At 47.3% G+C, this 19549-nt stretch carries 11 protein-coding genes and 1 pseudogene; 3 read left to right on the plus strand and 9 right to left on the minus strand.

Going from position 1 to position 19549, the window contains the following annotated elements:
• Window positions 1-207 precede the first annotated feature (207 nt).
• Together RID09_RS17905 and RID09_RS17910 are read right to left on the minus strand one after the other, a co-directional pair.
• On the minus strand, window positions 208-1080 hold the full coding sequence (locus RID09_RS17905; protein WP_446337286.1) for a pentapeptide repeat-containing protein: 873 nt from the start codon (window positions 1078-1080) through the stop codon (window positions 208-210).
• Window positions 1081-1388: 308 nt separating this feature from the next.
• A pseudogene (locus tag RID09_RS17910) lies at window positions 1389-1484 on the minus strand (glutathione S-transferase family protein); the annotation flags it as partial.
• A 193-nt stretch (window positions 1485-1677) separates the two neighbouring features.
• Here RID09_RS17910 and RID09_RS17915 point away from each other — a divergent pair.
• On the plus strand, window positions 1678-3297 hold the full coding sequence (locus RID09_RS17915; RefSeq protein ID WP_446337287.1) for a hypothetical protein: 1620 nt from the start codon (window positions 1678-1680) through the stop codon (window positions 3295-3297).
• A gap of 237 nt (window positions 3298-3534) precedes the next feature.
• On the opposite strand, the gene ilvD is transcribed toward RID09_RS17915, so the two are convergent.
• Window positions 3535-5217 (minus strand): dihydroxy-acid dehydratase, encoded by a 1683-nt coding sequence (gene ilvD / locus RID09_RS17920; protein ID WP_446337318.1) that lies wholly within the window; start codon window positions 5215-5217, stop codon window positions 3535-3537.
• Window positions 5218-5520: 303 nt separating this feature from the next.
• On the opposite strand from ilvD, the gene RID09_RS17925 reads away from it, so the two are divergent.
• Both RID09_RS17925 and RID09_RS17930 read left to right on the plus strand, forming a co-directional pair.
• Complete coding sequence (locus tag RID09_RS17925; protein ID WP_446337319.1) at window positions 5521-6393, plus strand: pentapeptide repeat-containing protein; 873 nt, start codon at window positions 5521-5523, stop codon at window positions 6391-6393.
• Window positions 6394-6440: 47 nt separating this feature from the next.
• Entirely contained in the window at window positions 6441-7721 is a 1281-nt protein-coding gene (locus RID09_RS17930; RefSeq protein WP_446337288.1) for an ABC transporter substrate-binding protein, read from the plus strand.
• Between the two features lie 83 nt (window positions 7722-7804).
• On the opposite strand, the gene RID09_RS17935 is transcribed toward RID09_RS17930, so the two are convergent.
• From RID09_RS17935 to hpsA, 6 genes are all read right to left on the minus strand, one after another.
• The gene (locus RID09_RS17935; protein WP_446337320.1) at window positions 7805-9136 is read right to left on the minus strand and encodes a bifunctional folylpolyglutamate synthase/dihydrofolate synthase; all 1332 of its coding nucleotides are present in this window, start codon (window positions 9134-9136) and stop codon (window positions 7805-7807) included.
• A 161-nt stretch (window positions 9137-9297) separates the two neighbouring features.
• The gene (locus RID09_RS17940; RefSeq protein ID WP_446337289.1) at window positions 9298-9840 is read right to left on the minus strand and encodes a pilus assembly FimT family protein; all 543 of its coding nucleotides are present in this window, start codon (window positions 9838-9840) and stop codon (window positions 9298-9300) included.
• Window positions 9841-10215: 375 nt separating this feature from the next.
• Window positions 10216-11007: a pilus assembly FimT family protein gene (locus RID09_RS17945; RefSeq protein ID WP_446337290.1), complete on the minus strand. Its 792-nt coding sequence runs from the start codon at window positions 11005-11007 to the stop codon at window positions 10216-10218.
• Between the two features lie 88 nt (window positions 11008-11095).
• Entirely contained in the window at window positions 11096-12112 is a 1017-nt protein-coding gene (gene hpsC, locus RID09_RS17950) for a hormogonium polysaccharide secretion pseudopilin HpsC (RefSeq protein WP_446337291.1), read from the minus strand.
• An 83-nt stretch (window positions 12113-12195) separates the two neighbouring features.
• Window positions 12196-13056 carry a hormogonium polysaccharide secretion pseudopilin HpsB gene (gene hpsB / locus RID09_RS17955; protein WP_446337292.1) on the minus strand — a complete coding sequence of 287 codons (861 nt, stop codon included), beginning with the start codon at window positions 13054-13056 and terminating at the stop codon, window positions 12196-12198.
• Between the two features lie 36 nt (window positions 13057-13092).
• The gene (gene hpsA, locus RID09_RS17960; RefSeq protein WP_446337293.1) at window positions 13093-18993 is read right to left on the minus strand and encodes a hormogonium polysaccharide biosynthesis protein HpsA; all 5901 of its coding nucleotides are present in this window, start codon (window positions 18991-18993) and stop codon (window positions 13093-13095) included.
• Between the last annotated feature and the right edge of the window lie 556 nt (window positions 18994-19549).

Genomic DNA, 19549 nt, shown 5'->3' on the forward strand with positions numbered 1-19549 from the left:
GTATCTGAGGCACGAATTCCTAACAAAACGAGCAGTACGAATCATCTCATCCAAGATCGCGTACTGCACGTCTGTTCCTCGTAATTTTGCCTCGAATACTAGCATGGCGGGATTAAATCTATGTCGTTAATTTTAACATAGGACACCAGGGATTGTAAAAAGCGAGTACCGAAGAGTACCCGCTTTTTACTGTACACCCCCTCTTCCCTATCTCCCAGCAGGTTTCTGGATTAAAGCACACTGATGTAACTCCCCATTGGGCATCGTTGTACCACTTAAGTTCGCCCCTTCCAGATTTGTCTGACTCAAATTCGCCCCCTGCAAGTTAGCGCCACTGAGATTCGCCTCACTCAAATTCGCTCCCTGCAAGTTAGCATCACGTAAATCTGCCCAACATAAGTTAGCCTGATTTAAATTAATTTGACTCAGGTTCGCCCCTTGTAAGTTTTCTCTGGTAAGATTAACACCGCTTAAATCCAGCCCCGCCAGAGAGACATTAGGTGCAATTAAATAAGCACCGATTTGTTCAGGATCAAACGCTTCAGGAAAACAAGTTTGCCGATTATACAGACTGCTTTGCCAGTTCACTTGCTCCAGATTTGCCTCACTTAAATCAGCCTCAAATAAATAACAGCGACTCAGATTGCTGCGACTGAGATTAGCGCCAATCAATAAAGAACCTCGCAAATCCGCGCCCAATAGGTTAACCTGGCAGAGGTTAGCACCATTGAGATCAGCACCCATCAAGTGGACGAAACTCAGATTAGCACCACTTAAATCCACACCCGTCAACGTGGCAAAACTCAAATTTGCCGCCACTAAATTCGCTCCCATCAAATCAGCACCACTCAAGTCAGCGCCTCGCAGATTTGCTCCTTGCAAGTCAACACCCTGCAAATTGGCATTGTGCAGGGTAGCACGACTCAAGTTTGCTTGGACTAATTTAGTTTGACTCAGGTTGGCATAAGTCAAATCTACCGCTCTCAGAGTGGCGCCCATCAGGTTGACTCCATTTACGTCGATGAGAAAAAAATCCCGTTCGCCTGCGTTGTATCTGCTCAATAGTTCATCAGGGTTCATCTGCATCTACCTTTATTTATTTTTGGCTAACCCTTAGCCGTCTCGTTGCTGAGTTTGTACCGTCAATACCAATCTTTTCTCTACCAACACTTGAAAGGCTGAGTAGAGATCTTTATGTCGGTATTAATCTATGGGATGCTTTGGTGGCATTAATGGCAACTTGACCGACTTGAGTCATGACTTGACGTAGATGCCCTGACCTGATTTATTTTATCGACAGATTAATCATAGTATCAATTTTCAGATTAGGAACAAAAATGGGTTCATTTTGTTACTTATTTTTGGGTGATGGGAATATGTCCAGGTTGAATCGTAACCCGCTCAAACGGAATCCCAATTTGAGTCAGTAACAAACGTACCTTATAGCAGTTTCCGGACAGTAAAAAATCGTATAGTTTCATCAGCGGAGATTCGACAGCGCAGGAACGCTTGATAAAATAACACTTGAACTTGATAAAACTGTTCATCACGAACATTATATAAAAATATAACAAAACCTTAAACAATCAGGTTTAAGAGTTGTTAAAAGCTATTGAATGGTGATTTAATTCAGGTACAATTTTCCCTTTACTAAGAATTGCGAATTCGAGCAGTGAGATGACAACCACAAAAGCCTTGCAATTTATGCGGAGAACCGCAGAAGATGAACAGCTACAGCAACACCTAGGGGAAGTGCTAGGGGTTGGCGATGGCGATATCAGTAGTCAGTTTGAACTGGATCAGGCAGAAGCCGAAGCCTTAAGGGGCGATCGCGCCCCCTTAGTCGTCAAGTTAGCGTCCCAGCAGGGGTTTGATTTTTCTGTTGACGATTTAAGAACCGTCGTTGATGCGTTTGGGCGATATCAGTTAGGAGAACTGTCTGAAGCAGAGTTCTCGCAACGCATTGGATTATCCAACCTCGATCAAGGAACAAAAGAGAGTATTCCCTCGATTAAAAAGACATTAGAATTTGTCTATCGGGGAACTCGCTATCAACGAATTAATGGGAAACTTGTCCCGGTGATCCAACCCACTAATTCTACGCCCAGTGTGCTGCAATTTATGCAAAAGACATCGGAAGATCAGGGCTTAAAGCAACAATTAGCCACCCTATTGGGCGTTGGCGATGGGGATATCAGTAGTCAAATGGAACTCGATGTCCAAGAAGCCGAAGCCTTAAGGGGCGATCGCGCCCCCTTAGTGGTCAAGTTTGCCGCCCAACAAGGGTTAAACTTTTCCGTTGAAGACTTAAGAACTACGGTTGATGCGTTTCAACAGTATCAATCAGGCGAAATATCGGCTAACGATTTCTCAAAGATTATTTGTGTATCCAAGCTAGACCAGGGGACAAAAGAAAGTATCTCCTCAATTACCCAGACATTAGACTATGTCTATCGGGGGACTCGTTATAAACGCATTAATGGCAAGCTAGTCCCCGTAAACGAATCGGTGAATTCTACACCCAATGTCCTGCAATTTATGCAGAAAACGGCTTCCGATCCCGAAGTCAAACAAAAATTAGGAGCATTATTGGGAGTCGGTGACGGCGATATTAGTAACCATTCCGAATTGGATCAGCAAGAAGCCGCTGCGTTAATCGGCGATCGCGCCCCGTTAGTGGTGAAATTTGCGGCTCAATATGGGTTTGACTTTTCCCTTGAACAACTCACAACGGTTGTTGATGCCTTTGTGCGATATAAATCCAATGAACTATCCGATCAAGACTTAGCTAAAATTCTGGGATTTTCTGATCAAGGGACACCAGCAAGTTTACCCTCAATTAAACAAACTCTAGAGTTTGTCTATCGCGGAACTCGTTACCACAAAATTAATGGACAATTGGTTCCCGTGGAAAAACCAGCAACGACTGTTCCCAAAGTGTTACAGTTTATGCAGAAAACCGCCGAAGATAAACAATTCCAACAACAACTGGGAACATTACTCGGTGTGGGCGATGGAGACATTAGTAGTTATTCAGAACTCGACGCCGCAGAAGCACAAGCCCTCACGAATAATGCCCCGGTGGTGGTGGAGTTTGCCGCCAAGCAGGGTTTTGAGTTTTCCAAAGAGGATTTAATTCGGGTTGTTGATGCGTTTGCACAGTATCAGTCGGGTGAATTATCTGAGAAGGAGTTCTCCAAAATTATTGGCTTTTCCAGTCAAGGAACGAAAGAAAGTTTTCCTACCCTCAAAAAGCTCGTCAGTTTTCTATCGGGTGGTGCGGGTTCCCATAACTAATACAAAAAAGTGCAAGAGTAATAGGTAAAGGGAGTGTGTTTTTACCCCTTCTCCCTTAACCGAATAGTATTGGATGTAGAGGCGGGTTTTACTACTATTGTTTCGGTTGCACCCCAATGCAACTAAACCCGCCCCTGTCCACCCACTAGGTGGGTTTTAAATCGATTGGTATAAACAACAAACCTCGTTGCCCAGAAAAGCCAAGAAAACTCCCCCATCACCCCATTATTTGATTCATCACAGATTCAAATCCGTCACCGCACCCACACTACTAGACGCCACTAATTTGGCATACTTCGCCAGCACTCCTGTGGTATACCGAGGTTTGGGCGGTTGCCAATTGGCGCGGCGTCGTTGCAGTTCCTGATCGGATATATTAAGTTGTAACAATCGCGCCGGGGAATCAATCGTAATCGAATCCCCTTCTTCGACTAACGCGATCGCACCCCCAACAGCGGCTTCTGGGGCAACATGACCGACTACCATACCATAAGTGCCACCGGAAAAGCGACCATCGGTAATTAATCCGACACAATCCCCTAACCCCGCACCAATAATTGCCGATGTTGGCGCTAGCATTTCCCGCATTCCCGGACCCCCTTTTGGTCCCTCATAACGCACCACAATCACATCACCGGCTTTAATCTTACCCGCCAAAATCGCATCCAGACAATCTTCCTCAGATTCAAAGACTCGCGCAGGACCGGTGATTTGGGGGGTTTTCACTCCGGTAATCTTCGCCACGGCGCCTTCGGTTGCCAAATTTCCTTTTAAAATGGCTAAATGTCCTTGGCTATAGATAGGATTATCCCAGGGACGAATTACATCCTGATCCCTTCGCGGTTCGTCGGGCACCTCGGCTAATACTTCCTCTAGGGTTTTCCCGGTAATAGTTAATGCATCACCGTGTAACAAATCATGAACCAGGAGCATTTTCATCACTTGCGGAATGCCCCCAGCTTGGTGTAAATTTGTGGCGACATATCTGCCACTGGGTTTAAGATCACACAGAACCGGAACTCTGGCGCGAATGGTTTCAAAGTCATCCAGGGATAACTCCACGCCAATCGCACGCGCAATTGCCAATAAATGCAGTACCGCATTCGTTGATCCGCCAACTGCCATAATTACAGAAATGGCATTTTCAAAGGCTTGGCGGGTTAATATCTGTTTGGGTAGAATCTGCTGACGAATCGCTTCAACCAGAATATAGGCAGATTTTTCTGCACTGTCGGCTTTTTCGGCATCTTCGGCTGCCATCGTCGAGGAATAGGGTAAACTCATCCCCATGGCTTCAAATGCCGAAGACATGGTGTTGGCGGTGAACATCCCCCCACAGGAACCAGCACCGGGACAAGCATGGCGTTCTACTGCAAGCAGTTGTTCTTCAGTAATCTTACCCGCACTATGTTGTCCTACCGCTTCAAATGCGCTGACAACCGTTAAATCTTGTCCATCCAGATGTCCGGGTTTAATCGTCCCCCCATAGACAAAGATAGCGGGGATATTCAGACGCGCGATCGCAATCATTGCCCCTGGCATATTCTTATCACAGCCACCAATTGCCAGCACCCCATCCATACTTTGACCATTACAGACGGTTTCAATGGAGTCAGCAATCACTTCCCGTGACACCAGGGAATATTTCATCCCCTCGGTTCCCATGGAGATCCCATCGCTAATGGTAATTGTGCCAAATACTTGCGGCATCGCCCCAGCTTGTTTTAATCCGGCTTCTGCCCTTAGCGCTAAATCATTGATGCCCATATTACAGGGCGTGATTGTACTATATCCATTGGCTAACCCGACAATCGGCTTCGTAAAATCGCGATCGCTAAAACCGACAGCACGCAGCATAGCACGATTTGGCGATCGCTGAACGCCTTGGGTAACGACTTGACTTCTTACGTTGTCTGGCATTGGCTTACTTTCCTTCGTCATTTGTCATTTGTCAAAGAAGAGGGAACAGGGAAAACGGACCAGGGAACGGGCAATGGAAAAGCGTCTGTAGGGGCGGGTTTTACTACTATCATTTCTTGCCTCACCCAGATGCGAGTAAACCCGCCCCGACTGAGTTCCAAACGTAGCCGACTACGTCTCTACACACCCCATCACCCCATCACCCCATTTCCTACCCTGCTACAGGACAATTTCTTCATTATCACTCACGGACTCACCAATCATGAATTCCTTAAGGTAAACTTGATGCTTTAATCGCCTTTGATGCACATCTACCTAGGCAATCACAATACAATTATGGATGCCGATGAACTGCTGAAACGATATGCAGCAGGGGAACGGGACTTCAGAAAAGTTAATCTTAGGGGCGCCTCCCTGATTGGCGTTGATCTGACTCAAGCCAACCTGCGAGGAGCAGACTTAAGCCAAAGCAATCTCACGGGGGCGTTTCTCAAACTGGTCAACTTTCGAGAAGCGAATCTCAATCAAGCTACGCTACAGGGAACGGATTTGAGCGCCGCTAACCTCATTTCCAGTAACTTGAGCCAAGCCAATTTTAGTGAAGCCAATTTAATCAATGCTAATTTGCGAGCCTCTACTTTGAATGGTGCTAATCTGAATCGTGCCAATCTGTCGGAAACAATTCTGAGTGAGGCGATACTCCGGGATGCTAACTTAAATCAGGCAAAATTGATAGACGCTTCACTCAGCCGCACGAATCTTTCTTGTGCGACGTTAATGGGTGCCAATTTAGAAAAGGCGAATTTTACGAATGCCATTCTCCTAGAGACAAACTTAAAAGAGGCAAATCTGAGCAAAGCCCTTTTACATAGTGCTAACTTTACCCGGGCAAACCTAACTCAGGCAAATTTAAGTCGGGCGATTCTTAATGGCACAAACTTGACCCAAGCGATACTCATAGAGGCTAACTTAAGAGGGGCGAATATCAGTTGGACAACCCTACGCGGCGCTAATCTCAGCAAGGCAAATTTATATCGAGCTAAACTGTGTTGGTCTAATTTAACGGATGCAATTTTACTAGAAACTGTTTTGCTTGATGCCAATATGGATCAGGTTAACTTGCGCGGTGCGACGTTAACGGGTGCTATATTACCTGATGGATTAAATTATGAGTAATTTGCTCTTTTGCCTTTTGCCTTTTGCCTATTACTGGTATACTATCAATGATTGCGATCAAAACCTGGAAACGATTTGGACTATTTGCCCTATTGGGATGGCTGTTGAGTTGGCTGGTAAGCTGTAGCCCCGCCCCGACACCCTCGGCGTCTGGAGAATTAGAGTTCTGGACGATGCAGCTTCAGCCTCAGTTTACGGAGTATTTTAACCAAGCGATCGCGGATTTTGAAGCCGATAACCCAGAGGTTAAAGTACGGTGGGTGGATGTCCCTTGGGCAGAAATGGAGCGTAAAATCTTAACGGCTGTATCGGCAAAAACGGCACCGGATGTGGTTAACTTAAATCCTAGCTTTGCCTCCCAGCTTGCCACTCGTAATGCTTGGTTAGACTTAGAGGGAAAAATTCCTGATGAAATTCGGCAGCAATATTTACCCAAAATCTGGCAAGCGAGTACAATTGATAATCAAAGTTTTGGCATTCCTTGGTATCTGACTACACGGGTGACGATTTACAATCAGGATTTACTTAAACAAGCCGGAATTAGTCAACCGCCAACAACTTATGCTGAACTGGCAGAGGTGGCTCAGCAAGTGAAAGATAAGACGGGGAAATATGCCTTTTTTGTTACCTTTGTCCCCAATGATTCCAGTGAAGTGTTGGAATCTTTTGTGCAGATGGGTGTGCAGTTAGTTGATGAGGAAGGAAAGGCGGCGTTTAATACGCCAGAAGGAAAGGCGGCGTTTAAGTATTGGGTAGATTTGTATCAAAAAGGACTCTTACCGCGAGAAGTTCTCACCCAAGGACATCGGAATGCGATTGAATTATATCAAGGGGGGGAAACGGCTTTGCTGGCGTCGGGGGCGGAATTTTTAAAGACAATTGAAACGAATGCGCCGGATATTGCTAAAGTATCGGCGACATCTCCTCAAATTACCGGAAAAACTGGGAAAAAGAATGTGGCGGTGATGAATTTAGTGATTCCACGGGATACGAACAATCCAGAGGAAGCTTTAAACTTTGCTCTATTTGTGACTAATACCGAGAATCAGTTGGCTTTTGCTCAAGCGGCAAATGTTTTACCGTCAACCATTGAAGCAGTGGAACAGTATCAAGCTCAATTGTCAAGTAATCCGAATGCTTCCCCGGTGGAACAAGCACGGGCGATTAGTGCTAGTCAGTTGACAGAGGCGGAGGTATTAGTACCGGCGATGAAGGATTTAAATAAGTTACAAGCCGCGATTTATGAGAATTTACAGGCGGCGATGTTAGGCGAAAAGGAGGTAGAAGAAGCTGTAGCTGATGCAGCCCAGATGTGGGATAGTTTGTAGTTTGTATGTAGTAAGGGCTTTAGCCCTTCATCACTTCAACGCAGGAACTAACCTCAAAATTATACCGGCTTTCGACAGCGCAACTACGAACCAAGAAAATAACCCACCAGATAAAGAGAACCGCACAGGACAATGGTAGAATCAGAAGCGGTGGCTGTCGCCGCTTGCAGTCCAGCCTCTAAGTTAGGATAGGTGTGACAATCGGCAAGATTAGGACAAACCGATCGCGCGATCGCAGCTAGTTCTTCTGGCTCGGCTGAGCTATGATCAGGCACGGGGACAAGGTAGAGGCGATCGCGCGATCGCAGTAATGCCCGGAAAATCCCCTCATGCTCTTTGGTTGAGAGTATCCCCATTACCCAGGTTACAGGGGTATGTAGCCTATCCACATACTCACGCAAACCTGTCGCCGCAGCGGGGTTATGGGCGCCATCTACTAGCAGGGGATGATTATGCCATTTTGTCCATTGTAAGCGTCCTAACCATTGCGTCTTTGCCATCCCGGAAACAATAGCAGCATCAGGGATATGCCAGCCTTGGTGAATCAGGGATTGACAAGTCGCGATCGCCACAGCAGAATTCGTTAGCTGAATCTCCCCCAGCAAGGGTAATGGATAGGTTATCCCCTGATAATTTGCCCATCTTCCTGAATGGGTGATGGGGGATTGGGCGAAGCATTCGCGTTGGGATGTTGGCAGAAAACCGAGATATTTAGGCGCGAATGCTTCGCCCCTACCAATTATCTCCCCCACCTCCGCCGCCGCTTCTACCCAGGTTACCGGACAATTTAACTGCTCGATGCGAGATTGAACAACGGCTTTGGCTTCTGGGGGAAGGGGGGCGATAATCGCCGGACAATTCGATTTCAGGATACCCGCTTTCTCGGTAGCGATTTGGCTCAGCGTCGAACCCAAAACCTGCCAATGTTCGCGGCTAATCGAAGTAATAATTGTCGCCAAGGGATGATCACAAACATTGGTTGCATCCAAGCGCCCCCCTAACCCCACTTCAATCACTGCAATATCCACTTGTTCCTGAGCAAAATATAACCAAGCCGCCGCCGTAATCACTTCAAACTGCGTCGGGGAATCTTCCGTATCTGGGGGAATCGCCGCTTGAACTTGTTCCAGCAATTTTACCAGTTCTGCAGTAGAAATGGGGTGTTGATTGATACAGATTCGTTCTGTCCAATCGATTAAATGAGGAGATGTATAGCGTCCAACCCGATAACCCGCTTCACTGAGAACCGAGGAAAGATAGGCGCAGACGGAACCTTTCCCATTGCTTCCCGCCACATGAATGATGGGAACACGCTGATGGGGATTACCCAAAGCCTCCAGGAGTCGCTGGATGCGTTCTAAACCCAGGTGAACACCAAAGCGTTGATAGGGTTGCAGCAGAGAATTTATATTAATATCCATACACCAAACTCGTAGGGGCGCACCGACGTGCGCCCTTGTCAACTTAAGCTAAACCCCTCACCCCCAGCCCCTCTCTATCCCCCCTAGCCCCCCTTTGAAAGGGGGGGAAATTTGAAAGGGGGGGAAATGAGGAGGGTAGGGGGACGGAAGGGGGATTAATAACAATATTTACCATCTTGAGGTGTTGGATTCTCCTTCGCCATTCGTAATGTTCCCAAAAGGGTAGAAACAAATACACAACGTTTGGTTTTCCCTCCCTGCTTCGTGGTCAACGTTAACCGCCCGAAGGGAGGTGTCACATGACCTTTGAAGTTAAATTCAACCTTATACACGCCATCACTAAATTTTAGAGTAGTCTCGTCATCTATGCGAATATTGGGGTCAAGACTCTGCCAATGGGCTGTCGCTGGCGTAACCGTTTCAGGATGAACCGCCCACTGTACAATCTGATCCTGTTCCCGAAAGCTAGCTTGCCAATCCACTTTCTGTAGCTTAGCGTTACTTTTCGCCGCTTGCATCGCTTGGTAAACTTCGTATTGCGCTGTATTTAAACGCTGTCTATTCGTAAAGTGTAGCCAAGCGGGGGCGGCGATCGCACCCAATATCCCAATCATGAAAACGACTATCGTTACCTCCATTAATGTATATCCCGCCGTGGCGTTAGGTTTGGCGTTTATTAATTGATTGTTATTCAACATTTCAGTTACCCTGAGCCCATCAATGTGTCATGTATCAGGAGTGTCAGGCTGTGCATGTAGTCACCCATTTTTATGAGCTAATCCCTAAACCCACAATCAATGAGTCAAACCGGTTACTATCTGCAACTTAAGCAGTTCCAGGTTACAAAACTATCCGTCAAGAGAGCATTTTACTCCCTAAACGCATCAATAATCGGCTACAACTCTCTAAAAATTGGATGCTCCTCTGGCAACTCCTTTTTGATATTTTGCGACAAGAGTTTTTTGATGAACAGGGGAATGTTAGAAATGTTTATTTAATAAATCCTTACGTCTTAAAAATTAATAGGACTTCACAAATTAACGGATCTTGGAGGTAATATCAACTTTGATTAATCACTGCTGACAATTGTCTCCTTGTTCCAGTGCCATTGAGCCAATGATTGTTTTGACGACGACGCAGCGAGCTGTAGACTCAATGGGGTCACCATTAGATTTGGGTACGGCTACGGTAATACTAATACCATCACCAATATCTGGATCTTGACCATCAACAGTCCCTAGATTACCTTGGTAATCAAAAGTGATTGTTCTTGCCGTCGTAAAACTACAATCAGAATTGTTTGCTTTTTTATTAGCTCTACTGCTATCAATATTGGAGCAGAGAGTAACCTGTTCGGGTTTGATGTCTAACCCTTGACTTAAAGGTTTCCAAGTGTTGCTATTGTTGGCTAGATTAATCGCTTGACCTGCTCGATCTTCTGTCGGGTAAACAGCCACTTGGGGAAGTGTTCCAGCCGGGTTTCTAAAACTAACGCTATAACTCAGTTGTGTCCGCTTCGCTTCCCGTTGAGCCTCCTGTAGAGCACTCCATACCCCATCATTCACTTTCGCTACCCGTTGACGATTGACAAAAGCTAGCCAACCCGGAGCGGCAATAGCGGATAGAATAGCGATCATCAGCACAACCACAATCAGTTCCAGAAGACTGAATCCGGCTTCACCTTGGGTTGAGTCTTTCGGGTGCATGTCAACTTTGTAGGTTGGGTTGAGGAACGAAACCCAACTTATCCGGTTAGCTGGAATATTGCCTGTAAACCTGACATGATCCCAGTCTTCCCGCCTAGGGGGTTGAGTTTGACCCATGGCTTGTTTTGAGCGACTTTTTAATAAGGTTGATTTATTCATAATCTATCTTTCTTTTTTCATTGATCATTTGAAAGTACAGTTTTTAGCAATAACCAATGACGGGTAAGGGATACTCTTTATACAATAGCTATTCGATAGATCCTACCCCCTCCACTGTAATCGTTGACTTGGGGAAGTAGGGAGAATCTTTATCATATTCTGCCTTATTTTGAATTCTGGCGAGGGCATTGCCTCGCACATAGACGTGAGCCAGTGTCCTTTCTGTGTCTACACAAGCGAAGAAGCTGGTTAATGCCGCATTTGAAGGGAGAGTCTTTAACTGTTCTGGCGTTTTGGGATCTTGTTCATTTCGTTCCTTTAGTATATCAGTCGTCAATCCCAGAGGCGATAGGCAATAATTATTGTCTAGAAAACGCTGCTCAAGATCTCTGTTTCCCGTAGTTTGGTCAATGTAATCCACTAATACCGTCGGCGCCTCATCAATACTGCCCTCCCACGCATTCATTGCCTGTTCAAGGGACTTACCTCCCCCTAGCTCAAACAACTCAAATCCATCATCCTTTGGAACTTTATAAATATCAGAATCATTAGGGTCTCTAATTCCGTCATGAGTTTCAAACCGAGCAATTCTGGCTGCGTTTGACCACTGCTCGTTATCTTCACCTTCAATCAGGGAATAGACAACGAGTGAATAGACAAAGTAATCATTACATTCCCTTTCCTCGTCAGCTTTGTTAGCGGTACAAAGATCACCTGTTACTTCAAACTTTTTATCAACAGCCCTCGGTAATCTTTTCCGCAGCCAAAATGCTAAGAGCGGCTCACCTTTTATATCAATATTATCGGCAATTCCGTCTTCACCTGTTCCATGAAGACCCTTACCATCATAAATGTAAACGGCTTGCTCTAAATCGCGAGCGATGTAGTCAAGGGCAGATTGCAGTTCCTGTTCTGTCGCCGATTTGGCTTGTTCTCGGCGATCTGTGGCGAGGATGTTGATCATGAATCCGAGTAGGGGCGTGATCACCAAAGCGGCTAAAATAACCGCAACGAGGAGTTCAATCAGTGTAAACCCCTTGGCTTTTTGGGCTGACCCTGAGCCTTTCCGCTGAGATTTGAAGATTGATTGAATTGCCTCTCTCATGACCTCTTACTCCGTAAACGTTACTCAAAACACTGGCTTTTTTTTGTGTTGAGTTTTGAACTTGTTCTCTGTGCTGAGTTATACTAGCAACCACCGATACCTACATTGTCGCAAATGTCTCTATATTCAGGCAGATTATCTTCCCCGACAGCAACCTCGGTTGACATGATCACTAAGGGGGCTTGAGTTGAGCTTAAGCCAGTTCCCCCGGTAAAACTGGATTGGGTTGCATCTTTCTCAAATCCTTGGGTAAAGTCAGAAGTAAACGCATCAGCCCGGTACACCCGCACCCCTAGTTTGTAACTCCGATAAATCCGATTGGGCTCTCCACCTTGAGTGGGAATTTTGCCGAATGCCTGAATGATGAAGTCTTGAAAGCTATTGCACTGATCATCTCCATCCCCATCTACACAGTAGAATACAGCGTTGTTTTGGGTGGGTTGGGTACAGTATTGATTATCGGAGCAATTGGGAGCTGCTTTAGTTGGAGCAGGAACCTGATTCAGGTCGTCCCCTGGAGTACTTGCTAAATCCTCTGTAATCGCGTCATGAGTTCCTTCTGCATCCCCAGCATCCGTCGGTCCAAAGGGAATCGCTCCGGTTCTCACCCCATCCAGATAGGAGCTGGCGGCTTGAGTGGCTTGTTCCACCCGTCTGGCTTGAACCCGTGTGGCAACTGACAGCGTGATTACAGGTGCCAACCCAATCATCAGAATCGTTACCACAATAATCGCCACTAACGATTCGATGATAGTAAAACCCGACTCACTTCCTTGGGGGGATTTCTCCCCCTGGCGGGGGTGATGATTACCGACAGGAGCCTTGAAGGAAGAATTCAAGGTAACTGGCTGGCGAGACGTCAGTTGCTCGAAGGCAAATGATATCGGGGAATATCCGCGATTCAATTGCCTTGGATTTTGTTGCATCTGCTTGGGCTTGTTCATGGTTTAATCTGCTGCTGGTTCAAGCCTTGGGTTTTTTTACCAGGGACAACTGGGGCGTTCCTTCTCACTGACCGCGATATTGTTGCCATCTACTGTTTGGGCGCACAATAACGCTTGTAACCATGGGTCATTGCGGGATACTTCCCGGTAGAACTCATCCGGACTGCCGGTGGGGGGTGTGGTGAATTGGCTACTGAATAGGTCAGGGAGCTGACTCAGTAAGCCGACATCATACCCAAATTGCCGATCTGCGGCTTGGTAGGAGGGGAGACGTCCCTGAGCGTTATTGGTGGAGTATCTTTGGGTGTACTTGAATGGACTGTTTTGACTTTGCCAGAATGTGCCAGTCTCTAAAAACGGTTGGAACGGACCAGTGGCATAGCTACTCCGGTCTAATTGCATGAGAGAACCGCTAATCGAGAGGGTTTGGCTATCCCAGTTTTCCAAGAGGCGGGCTAAGCTAGCCGCACCACCATCGGGTTCGCCTTCCCGCGCTGGGGTGTTTCCGGTAGCGCTGATTAGGTTAAAGGTGCTGGGAGTGGCTTTCTGGTGCCAGTTCGTTTGCTCTACCTCAGCGTTAAAGTCCCCACCGGGTTGGATAGCGCCGCCAGTTGTTTTAGGGATTTGCAGTTGTAATACGGGGACGGTTATGGGTTCGTCTTGGGCGGTCATGCCGTAGATTTTGACATTCGATCCGGCGGGGGGAACAGTTGTGATGTCATTGAAGCCGAGGAAGCGACCTCCGCTGATTTCTACATAGTCGTTGAATGTGATGTTATTCGACTCATTAGCATCGCTAATAAAGTTACCCGCTAGTTTATGCGGCGATGCTGGATCTGCTTGCTCAAATGTCAGAGCTCCCCCTTTCACAAACCAGTATACGTTGTTGGGGTCAACTCCACCTTCTAGTTTGAGCTCAACGCCATTACCACCTCCTCCAATTCCAAATTGAAGACCAGTAGTATTTCTCAGGACAAATATCGATTCTGGTGTACCCTCAAGCGTAATCGTCACACCGTAGTTAAAAGTGTTTACCGGGTTGTCATAGACATTAACCGACTTTTGCGGGTTTTTAGAAGCAGGGTCTTCAGAGAGTTTTGCTTCCAGTTTTCCCCCAGTTGGTTTTAGAGTTCCTGTGGGTATCACAATTGCATCCCCAGCAGTAGCCGGGTCGAAATCGGCAGACATCAGATTTATCAACCTCATCCTGGGTAGAAAGGAATCAGCAGGGCATGCTCCAGTTTGGTATTCACCCGGTTGATCAATTACATTGGTTTCGGAGAATCTCACTTTCAAGCACAATGGATATTTAGCAATCGGGTTGTTACCCATATTGAGTCTTGCTAAGGTATCCCGAATCGTTCCATACTCCGGATCTTCTGGTGCTTTAGGCACGAACAGTTTATTGTTTGCCCCATCCTTGACATACTTCACTTGGGCATCCCCGGCTTTATCAAGCACCCATGCATAGTTTGTTGCATCAGTTTCGTAGTAAATTGGTCGGTCAACCCGATACACACGGCTGGTGAAGGGGCTAGTAGTGCTTTCTGTGGTTCGGAACCAAAGGGTGTTCTGGGTAGTGCGGTTGGGTACATTTACGTTTGGCGCCACACCCCCATACACACAGCCATTGAGCTCAGGGGCGTTACCTGTATTATCTAGGGGACAGCCGACGCCAATGGGTCGCACAGTATTTTTACTGTTAACGGCATCGTTCAGAATTAAGGTATGGTTGGCAGTCCGGGCAAAGGCAATGCGGCGCGGGAAGCGTCGGTCTGATGGCATCAACGCGAATCTGGCGGTTGTACCGGCACCCAGACGCTCTCGACGAGTTGGACTCAGAGCCGTCCAGTCGCCCGGTGCAGTACCTATACCACTGACAGTTCCGAGTTGATCGATACGGACATTTTTCTCATCCTTCGTGGGATCGGCATCTACCGTCAACACACCATTCCCATCACGGTCATATCCCACAACCCAGTCATCCGCCGTACAAGCAGAAACCGGTAACTTGCGGCAGATTTCCATCACATATTCCCCAGCTCCATCGAATCGTCGCTGAACGGGAGTGACAAAGTTATTGAAATAGGAGCTGCCAATGTAATTGCTACTGTTACCCCCTTGAGAGTAATCCTTTTCTCTGGGAGTCTTGGCATTAATCGTTATCCCCCCACTGCTAAATCCATTGGTGACAAAGTTGTTGGCAAAGAAGCCATTTTTCAACCGATTGGTGATAAAGCTCTGATTGACAACATGATTATTTCTCAGGTCGTAATCCCCTTCATCGCGGAAGCCAAATCGGAAATCCCTCGACAGCAAGGTGATCGAATCAGCAATCACCGTTGCGGGACGCCAGGTATCCCCATCTTCACAATCCGGCAGGCGAGGATCATCAGGACGACAAGCGAAGTTGGGATTGAGTGTAGCCCGATCATAGAAGTTATTCCAGTTTGGTGTAAGTGCTTGCTCCTTTTTCTTGCCGAATTCTTCCTGACTGTGGTCATTGAACACAGACTCACCGCTATCCGACCAAGCCCAGACATAAGCGGGTAAGTCGGTGACTAAGGTCAACCCCTTTTCCTCCTCTCGGAATTCGTCATTGCGGGCAAGCTTTTCACCATTGAATATCAGGATGCCACTGGGACGACGGGTGGGGTCAAGTTTGTAGTCTACGGCACTTTGGCGCAACGCACCAGCTATCTCCTCCTCGTCTAACTCGTCACCCGGAAGCCGATAGCCTTGGTTTTTTTGTGAGTCGGGAAGCAATTGGCTTAGGTCTGCCAAAGCATCGTCCCGCGAGGCATAGATAATGCCACTGTTGGGTAAGAGGTATTCAGCTGTCCCACTAGGGATGAATGAATCACCAATGGGTTTAATGGGTTGTTTACGTAGTTTATCCAGGTCTATCTTGGTGACCCGTACTTCTAGGGGTTGGCGCTCTTCTATGGGCAGGTCATACTCTCCGGTTAAGTCAGCGACAGATTCGACTTTTAAGGTGTCTGGCTTATCTTCATCAATAGCTTGAATCTCGCGACTATCCAGGAATGCCACCTCACTAATTGCCCCGTTGGGGATATCACTACTTTCATCAGGTGTGACTCCCCCTAAAATATCCAAGGCGCAGATTGTCGAGTCAATCGCTGCTTGCTGGGCAAGCGTCCGATCACCCGGTTGTTCCAACAAGGCTCGGCGCAGGGGTTCGTTGACAAAGCGTCCATTGGGGAAGACCAGATTCGCTTGATAGGCAAGTTGCTTGTTTATGTTATCCCCGTAATTTTCTGCACCCTGATTCCGCACCAGCCCGTCAGTGGTATCCATTCCCGGAATACTCTCTGAAGTTGGGGCAGGATAACTAACGCCGTTATTTGACTTGCCCTCACCAACTTCAGGTTGATCAGGGGGCCAGTTTAATTGCCCACTTACATCCGGTAAGCCTACCGGATTCCTGGCAGTAGTCGCATTAGTCGGGTCGTAGTAGCTACTGACGCAAGCAATGGGTTTTTGCTCTTGGTCACTTCCTTCCGACGGAGGTTGGTATATGTCGTCGGCATAGTGGTAAACTGCTGTTGCCCTCATTCGCAGGTCGCCCTTGGCATACTTGGGTGTATTCGGGTCGATTGAGGGTACCACTCGTCTAAATTCAGATTTGCTCAAATCTGGCAGGAATGGGTTGAGCGGCGTTATCGCAGGTAAACCCTCACTATTGTTATCCTTCCAGCCTACTCCTTTCCATCGATTAATATTGGGAGTCGGCGGTGTGGGACTGTTCGCCAATACTCCCGAATCCACATTTGAATAGACGATCTCACCCGCCATAGGGGACATGGGCATAGTATCGGGCCAAACAATGGGAAACTTTTCTACTACTGCTGTAGTGGGGTCATCATAAGTGATTTTCGCCTCAATCGTGTCAGTCGTGGGGTCATCCCAGGTGGGCGGAGGTAAGAAAGAGTTTTTGCGTTCATAAACCCCAGCGCCAGTAACAATCCGCAAGCCGCCCACTGGATCAAGCAAATTTTCCGGTTGTTCCGCCGCTGCCTTTTCCCAGAATCCACTTCTACTCTTGTCTCCGGCATCGCTGAGGGGCGTCACCTGGGAGGCGCGACTGCGTGTCTTACTGGTCTTCGGTACATCCCATGTCGTACCCACAATGTCCTGGCGTTCGTTTTCGCCAACGGGATTGTCACCCTCATACCAGACGGCTGGCAGATTGTGACCGATTAACATGCGATCGCCCACTTCATTTTCGCGATCGCTCTCTTCTAGCACCTCAGGCAGCGTCGCTTTGGGTAGAACGCTTGGGTTCTTGATATTGAGTACAATGGGTGCGTATCCAGCGGTATCCTTACCAGTATTCGGGTCATAGGGGAACATCCATTTATCTGGCGGACGCAACTGATCCCCCTCACCTACTGGGTCTTCCAACTGGGTTTGTTGATTTTTGGGGACTTCCTTGAATGGCACCCGCCTTGTCCGATCTCTGAAGTAGGCGGTCAATGCCTTCACTCGCTCCTTCTCTTTTTCACCGTCTGCGGCATCCTGAACTTGGGTGATGACGTCTGTTGGATCTTTACTTGGGTTTTCCGCTATCCACCGGTTTACTAAGTGCTGGACACGAGCTGTATAGGCATCGCTATTGTAGAGGACGCTGCGGGGAACCTCACTACTGGTTGCCGATTGATTGCTTGTGGTTAAATCTTTGATGTCTGGCTTAGCGCCGTCAACAAACAGATGAACTTTAACGGTTTTACCATCTGCCTTATCCGACAGGGGAGCGGCGTTAATCACATGACCGCCCACCTTAATTTTGCTGTTTTCTACATCGGGGTAAAAACAAGAGGCGGGGGCGCTCACCTGATAGAGTTCAATATTACCCCCTTGGGTTGTGGTGGTAAACAAGTTACCGTTGGTTGTGATTCTGCCATTCAGGCGCAGTGTACTCCCAGCCACCACTGCTAAGTCATCCTGAAAGACGACAGCGTTATTACTCAAAGGAATTCTTGCCCGGTCTTGCTGGTATTCTAGTGCTGAGAAACCTGGAGCCGTTCCGGGGGGGAAGGGTTTATATTTGCCTGCCTCGCTAGGATCAATACCCAGCCCGTTGAGATTCTCAACAATAGGCACAGTTGCCGTATAGACAAAGAAACTCTTCTTCAGCTTAGAGCCAGACTTATACCAACCCGCCTGACTCACCAACTTAGCACTCGTTTTCAGCGCCCCTGCACATTCTCCCCTGCCTGCACCTTCATCCATCGGTGGGGTTCTGGCGTCTAAGGGACTTCTGGCTGTCGCGAAAGAACCCTCCTGATCACGCTCCGGACTGCGGAAAAAGATGCCATAGATGGTAAAACTATCAAACAGCCCGTCGCCATTGGTATCAACGGGAAATCGCCAAGCGGTTGATGCCGTTTCACCTTTTTCTAGTTGCTCTGCATCCTCTTCAGATGTGATACTGTCATCGTCATTAATATCGTAAGCCACTGTCAACCGCTGTTCATCTGGGAAGGTGAATTTATCCTTCTCTGGCTCACTTTTGTAATCATCCTTATACTCAAACAAGTTATAAAGCGCACTATCAGAGGGGGTAGAACGAGGCAGTCGTGGATCATCAAATAAAGCATCCAGCTTAGCTGTTGCCCGGTCAATCGTGGGCTTTGCAGCTGCCATCACCTCTTGACTCACCCGGTAGTTGCGAGCATTTTTCGCCCGGTCAAAGGAACGAAATACAATCGCGGTAGTGAGTAGAACCACCACCAATATCACCATGGTTACCGTGGGTAGGATAAACCCAGCCCTAGCCAAGTCAGAGCGACGGCGCAAAACCATCAAACTTCGCAATAGCCAAGTCATGAACCCTTTGGTCAGGGTTCTAGATATCTTTAGGAGTTGCCGATAGAGATTCTGAATAACCTTGGCTAGCTTCTTCGGGATTGACATTGGTGATTTCCTTTCAAGCTGAGGTATCGATAGATAGTTAAACTGAACAACAACGCTTTTAGTGGCGTTCTGTCTGAGTGATTTTGAGAATAAGCAATAGCAAGACGTTTAATTAATATGTCCGGATGGGGACGAGCCTCCCTTGTATTATGAGACAAAAGCTCTGGGGGCAAGTTCCCTCTGGCGATAGAATTATTCGAGGTATCAGAAGCAGTTCTCACCATCACCCTGCTTTAATCAGACCGTCTATGACAATCTGTCAGTGAGTCCCTACGCCTAGCTTACCCACTTTCGCGAGAAAAGTGATCATCCTTTTGGTTATTTGTCCTTCGTCCTTGGTTAAGAGAGATGGGGTGATACCAAATCCGGGGAACGCTACCCCCGTTATAACCTAGTCCGCGCAGGCGGACTTTGTTTGTGTAGCAGCGATTTCAATCGCCTCCTCTTGCTCTAGATTAATTCACAAATTCACAACTTGATCGGGGCGGGTTTAGTTGCATCTGGGTGAAGAAAGAAATGATAATAGTCAAACCCGCCCCTACACAATACTCTACAG

Source organism: Coleofasciculus sp. G1-WW12-02 (assembly GCF_040219735.1).
Lineage (GTDB): Bacteria > Cyanobacteriota > Cyanobacteriia > Cyanobacteriales > Coleofasciculaceae > Coleofasciculus.

Bases quoted from the DNA above. Each gene is read 5' to 3' on its own strand.
- RID09_RS17905 (WP_446337286.1), bottom strand. From the start codon at position 1,080: ATGAACCCTGATGAACTATTGAGCAGATACAACGCAGGCGAACGGGAT.
- RID09_RS17915 (WP_446337287.1), top strand. From the start codon at position 1,678: ATGACAACCACAAAAGCCTTGCAATTTATGCGGAGAACCGCAGAAGAT.
- ilvD (WP_446337318.1), bottom strand. From the start codon at position 5,217: ATGCCAGACAACGTAAGAAGTCAAGTCGTTACCCAAGGCGTTCAGCGA.
- RID09_RS17925 (WP_446337319.1), top strand. From the start codon at position 5,521: ATGCACATCTACCTAGGCAATCACAATACAATTATGGATGCCGATGAA.
- RID09_RS17930 (WP_446337288.1), top strand. From the start codon at position 6,441: ATGATTGCGATCAAAACCTGGAAACGATTTGGACTATTTGCCCTATTG.
- RID09_RS17940 (WP_446337289.1), bottom strand. From the start codon at position 9,840: ATGTTGAATAACAATCAATTAATAAACGCCAAACCTAACGCCACGGCG.
- RID09_RS17945 (WP_446337290.1), bottom strand. From the start codon at position 11,007: ATGAATAAATCAACCTTATTAAAAAGTCGCTCAAAACAAGCCATGGGT.
- hpsC (WP_446337291.1), bottom strand. From the start codon at position 12,112: ATGAGAGAGGCAATTCAATCAATCTTCAAATCTCAGCGGAAAGGCTCA.
- hpsB (WP_446337292.1), bottom strand. From the start codon at position 13,056: ATGAACAAGCCCAAGCAGATGCAACAAAATCCAAGGCAATTGAATCGC.
- hpsA (WP_446337293.1), bottom strand. From the start codon at position 18,993: ATGTCAATCCCGAAGAAGCTAGCCAAGGTTATTCAGAATCTCTATCGG.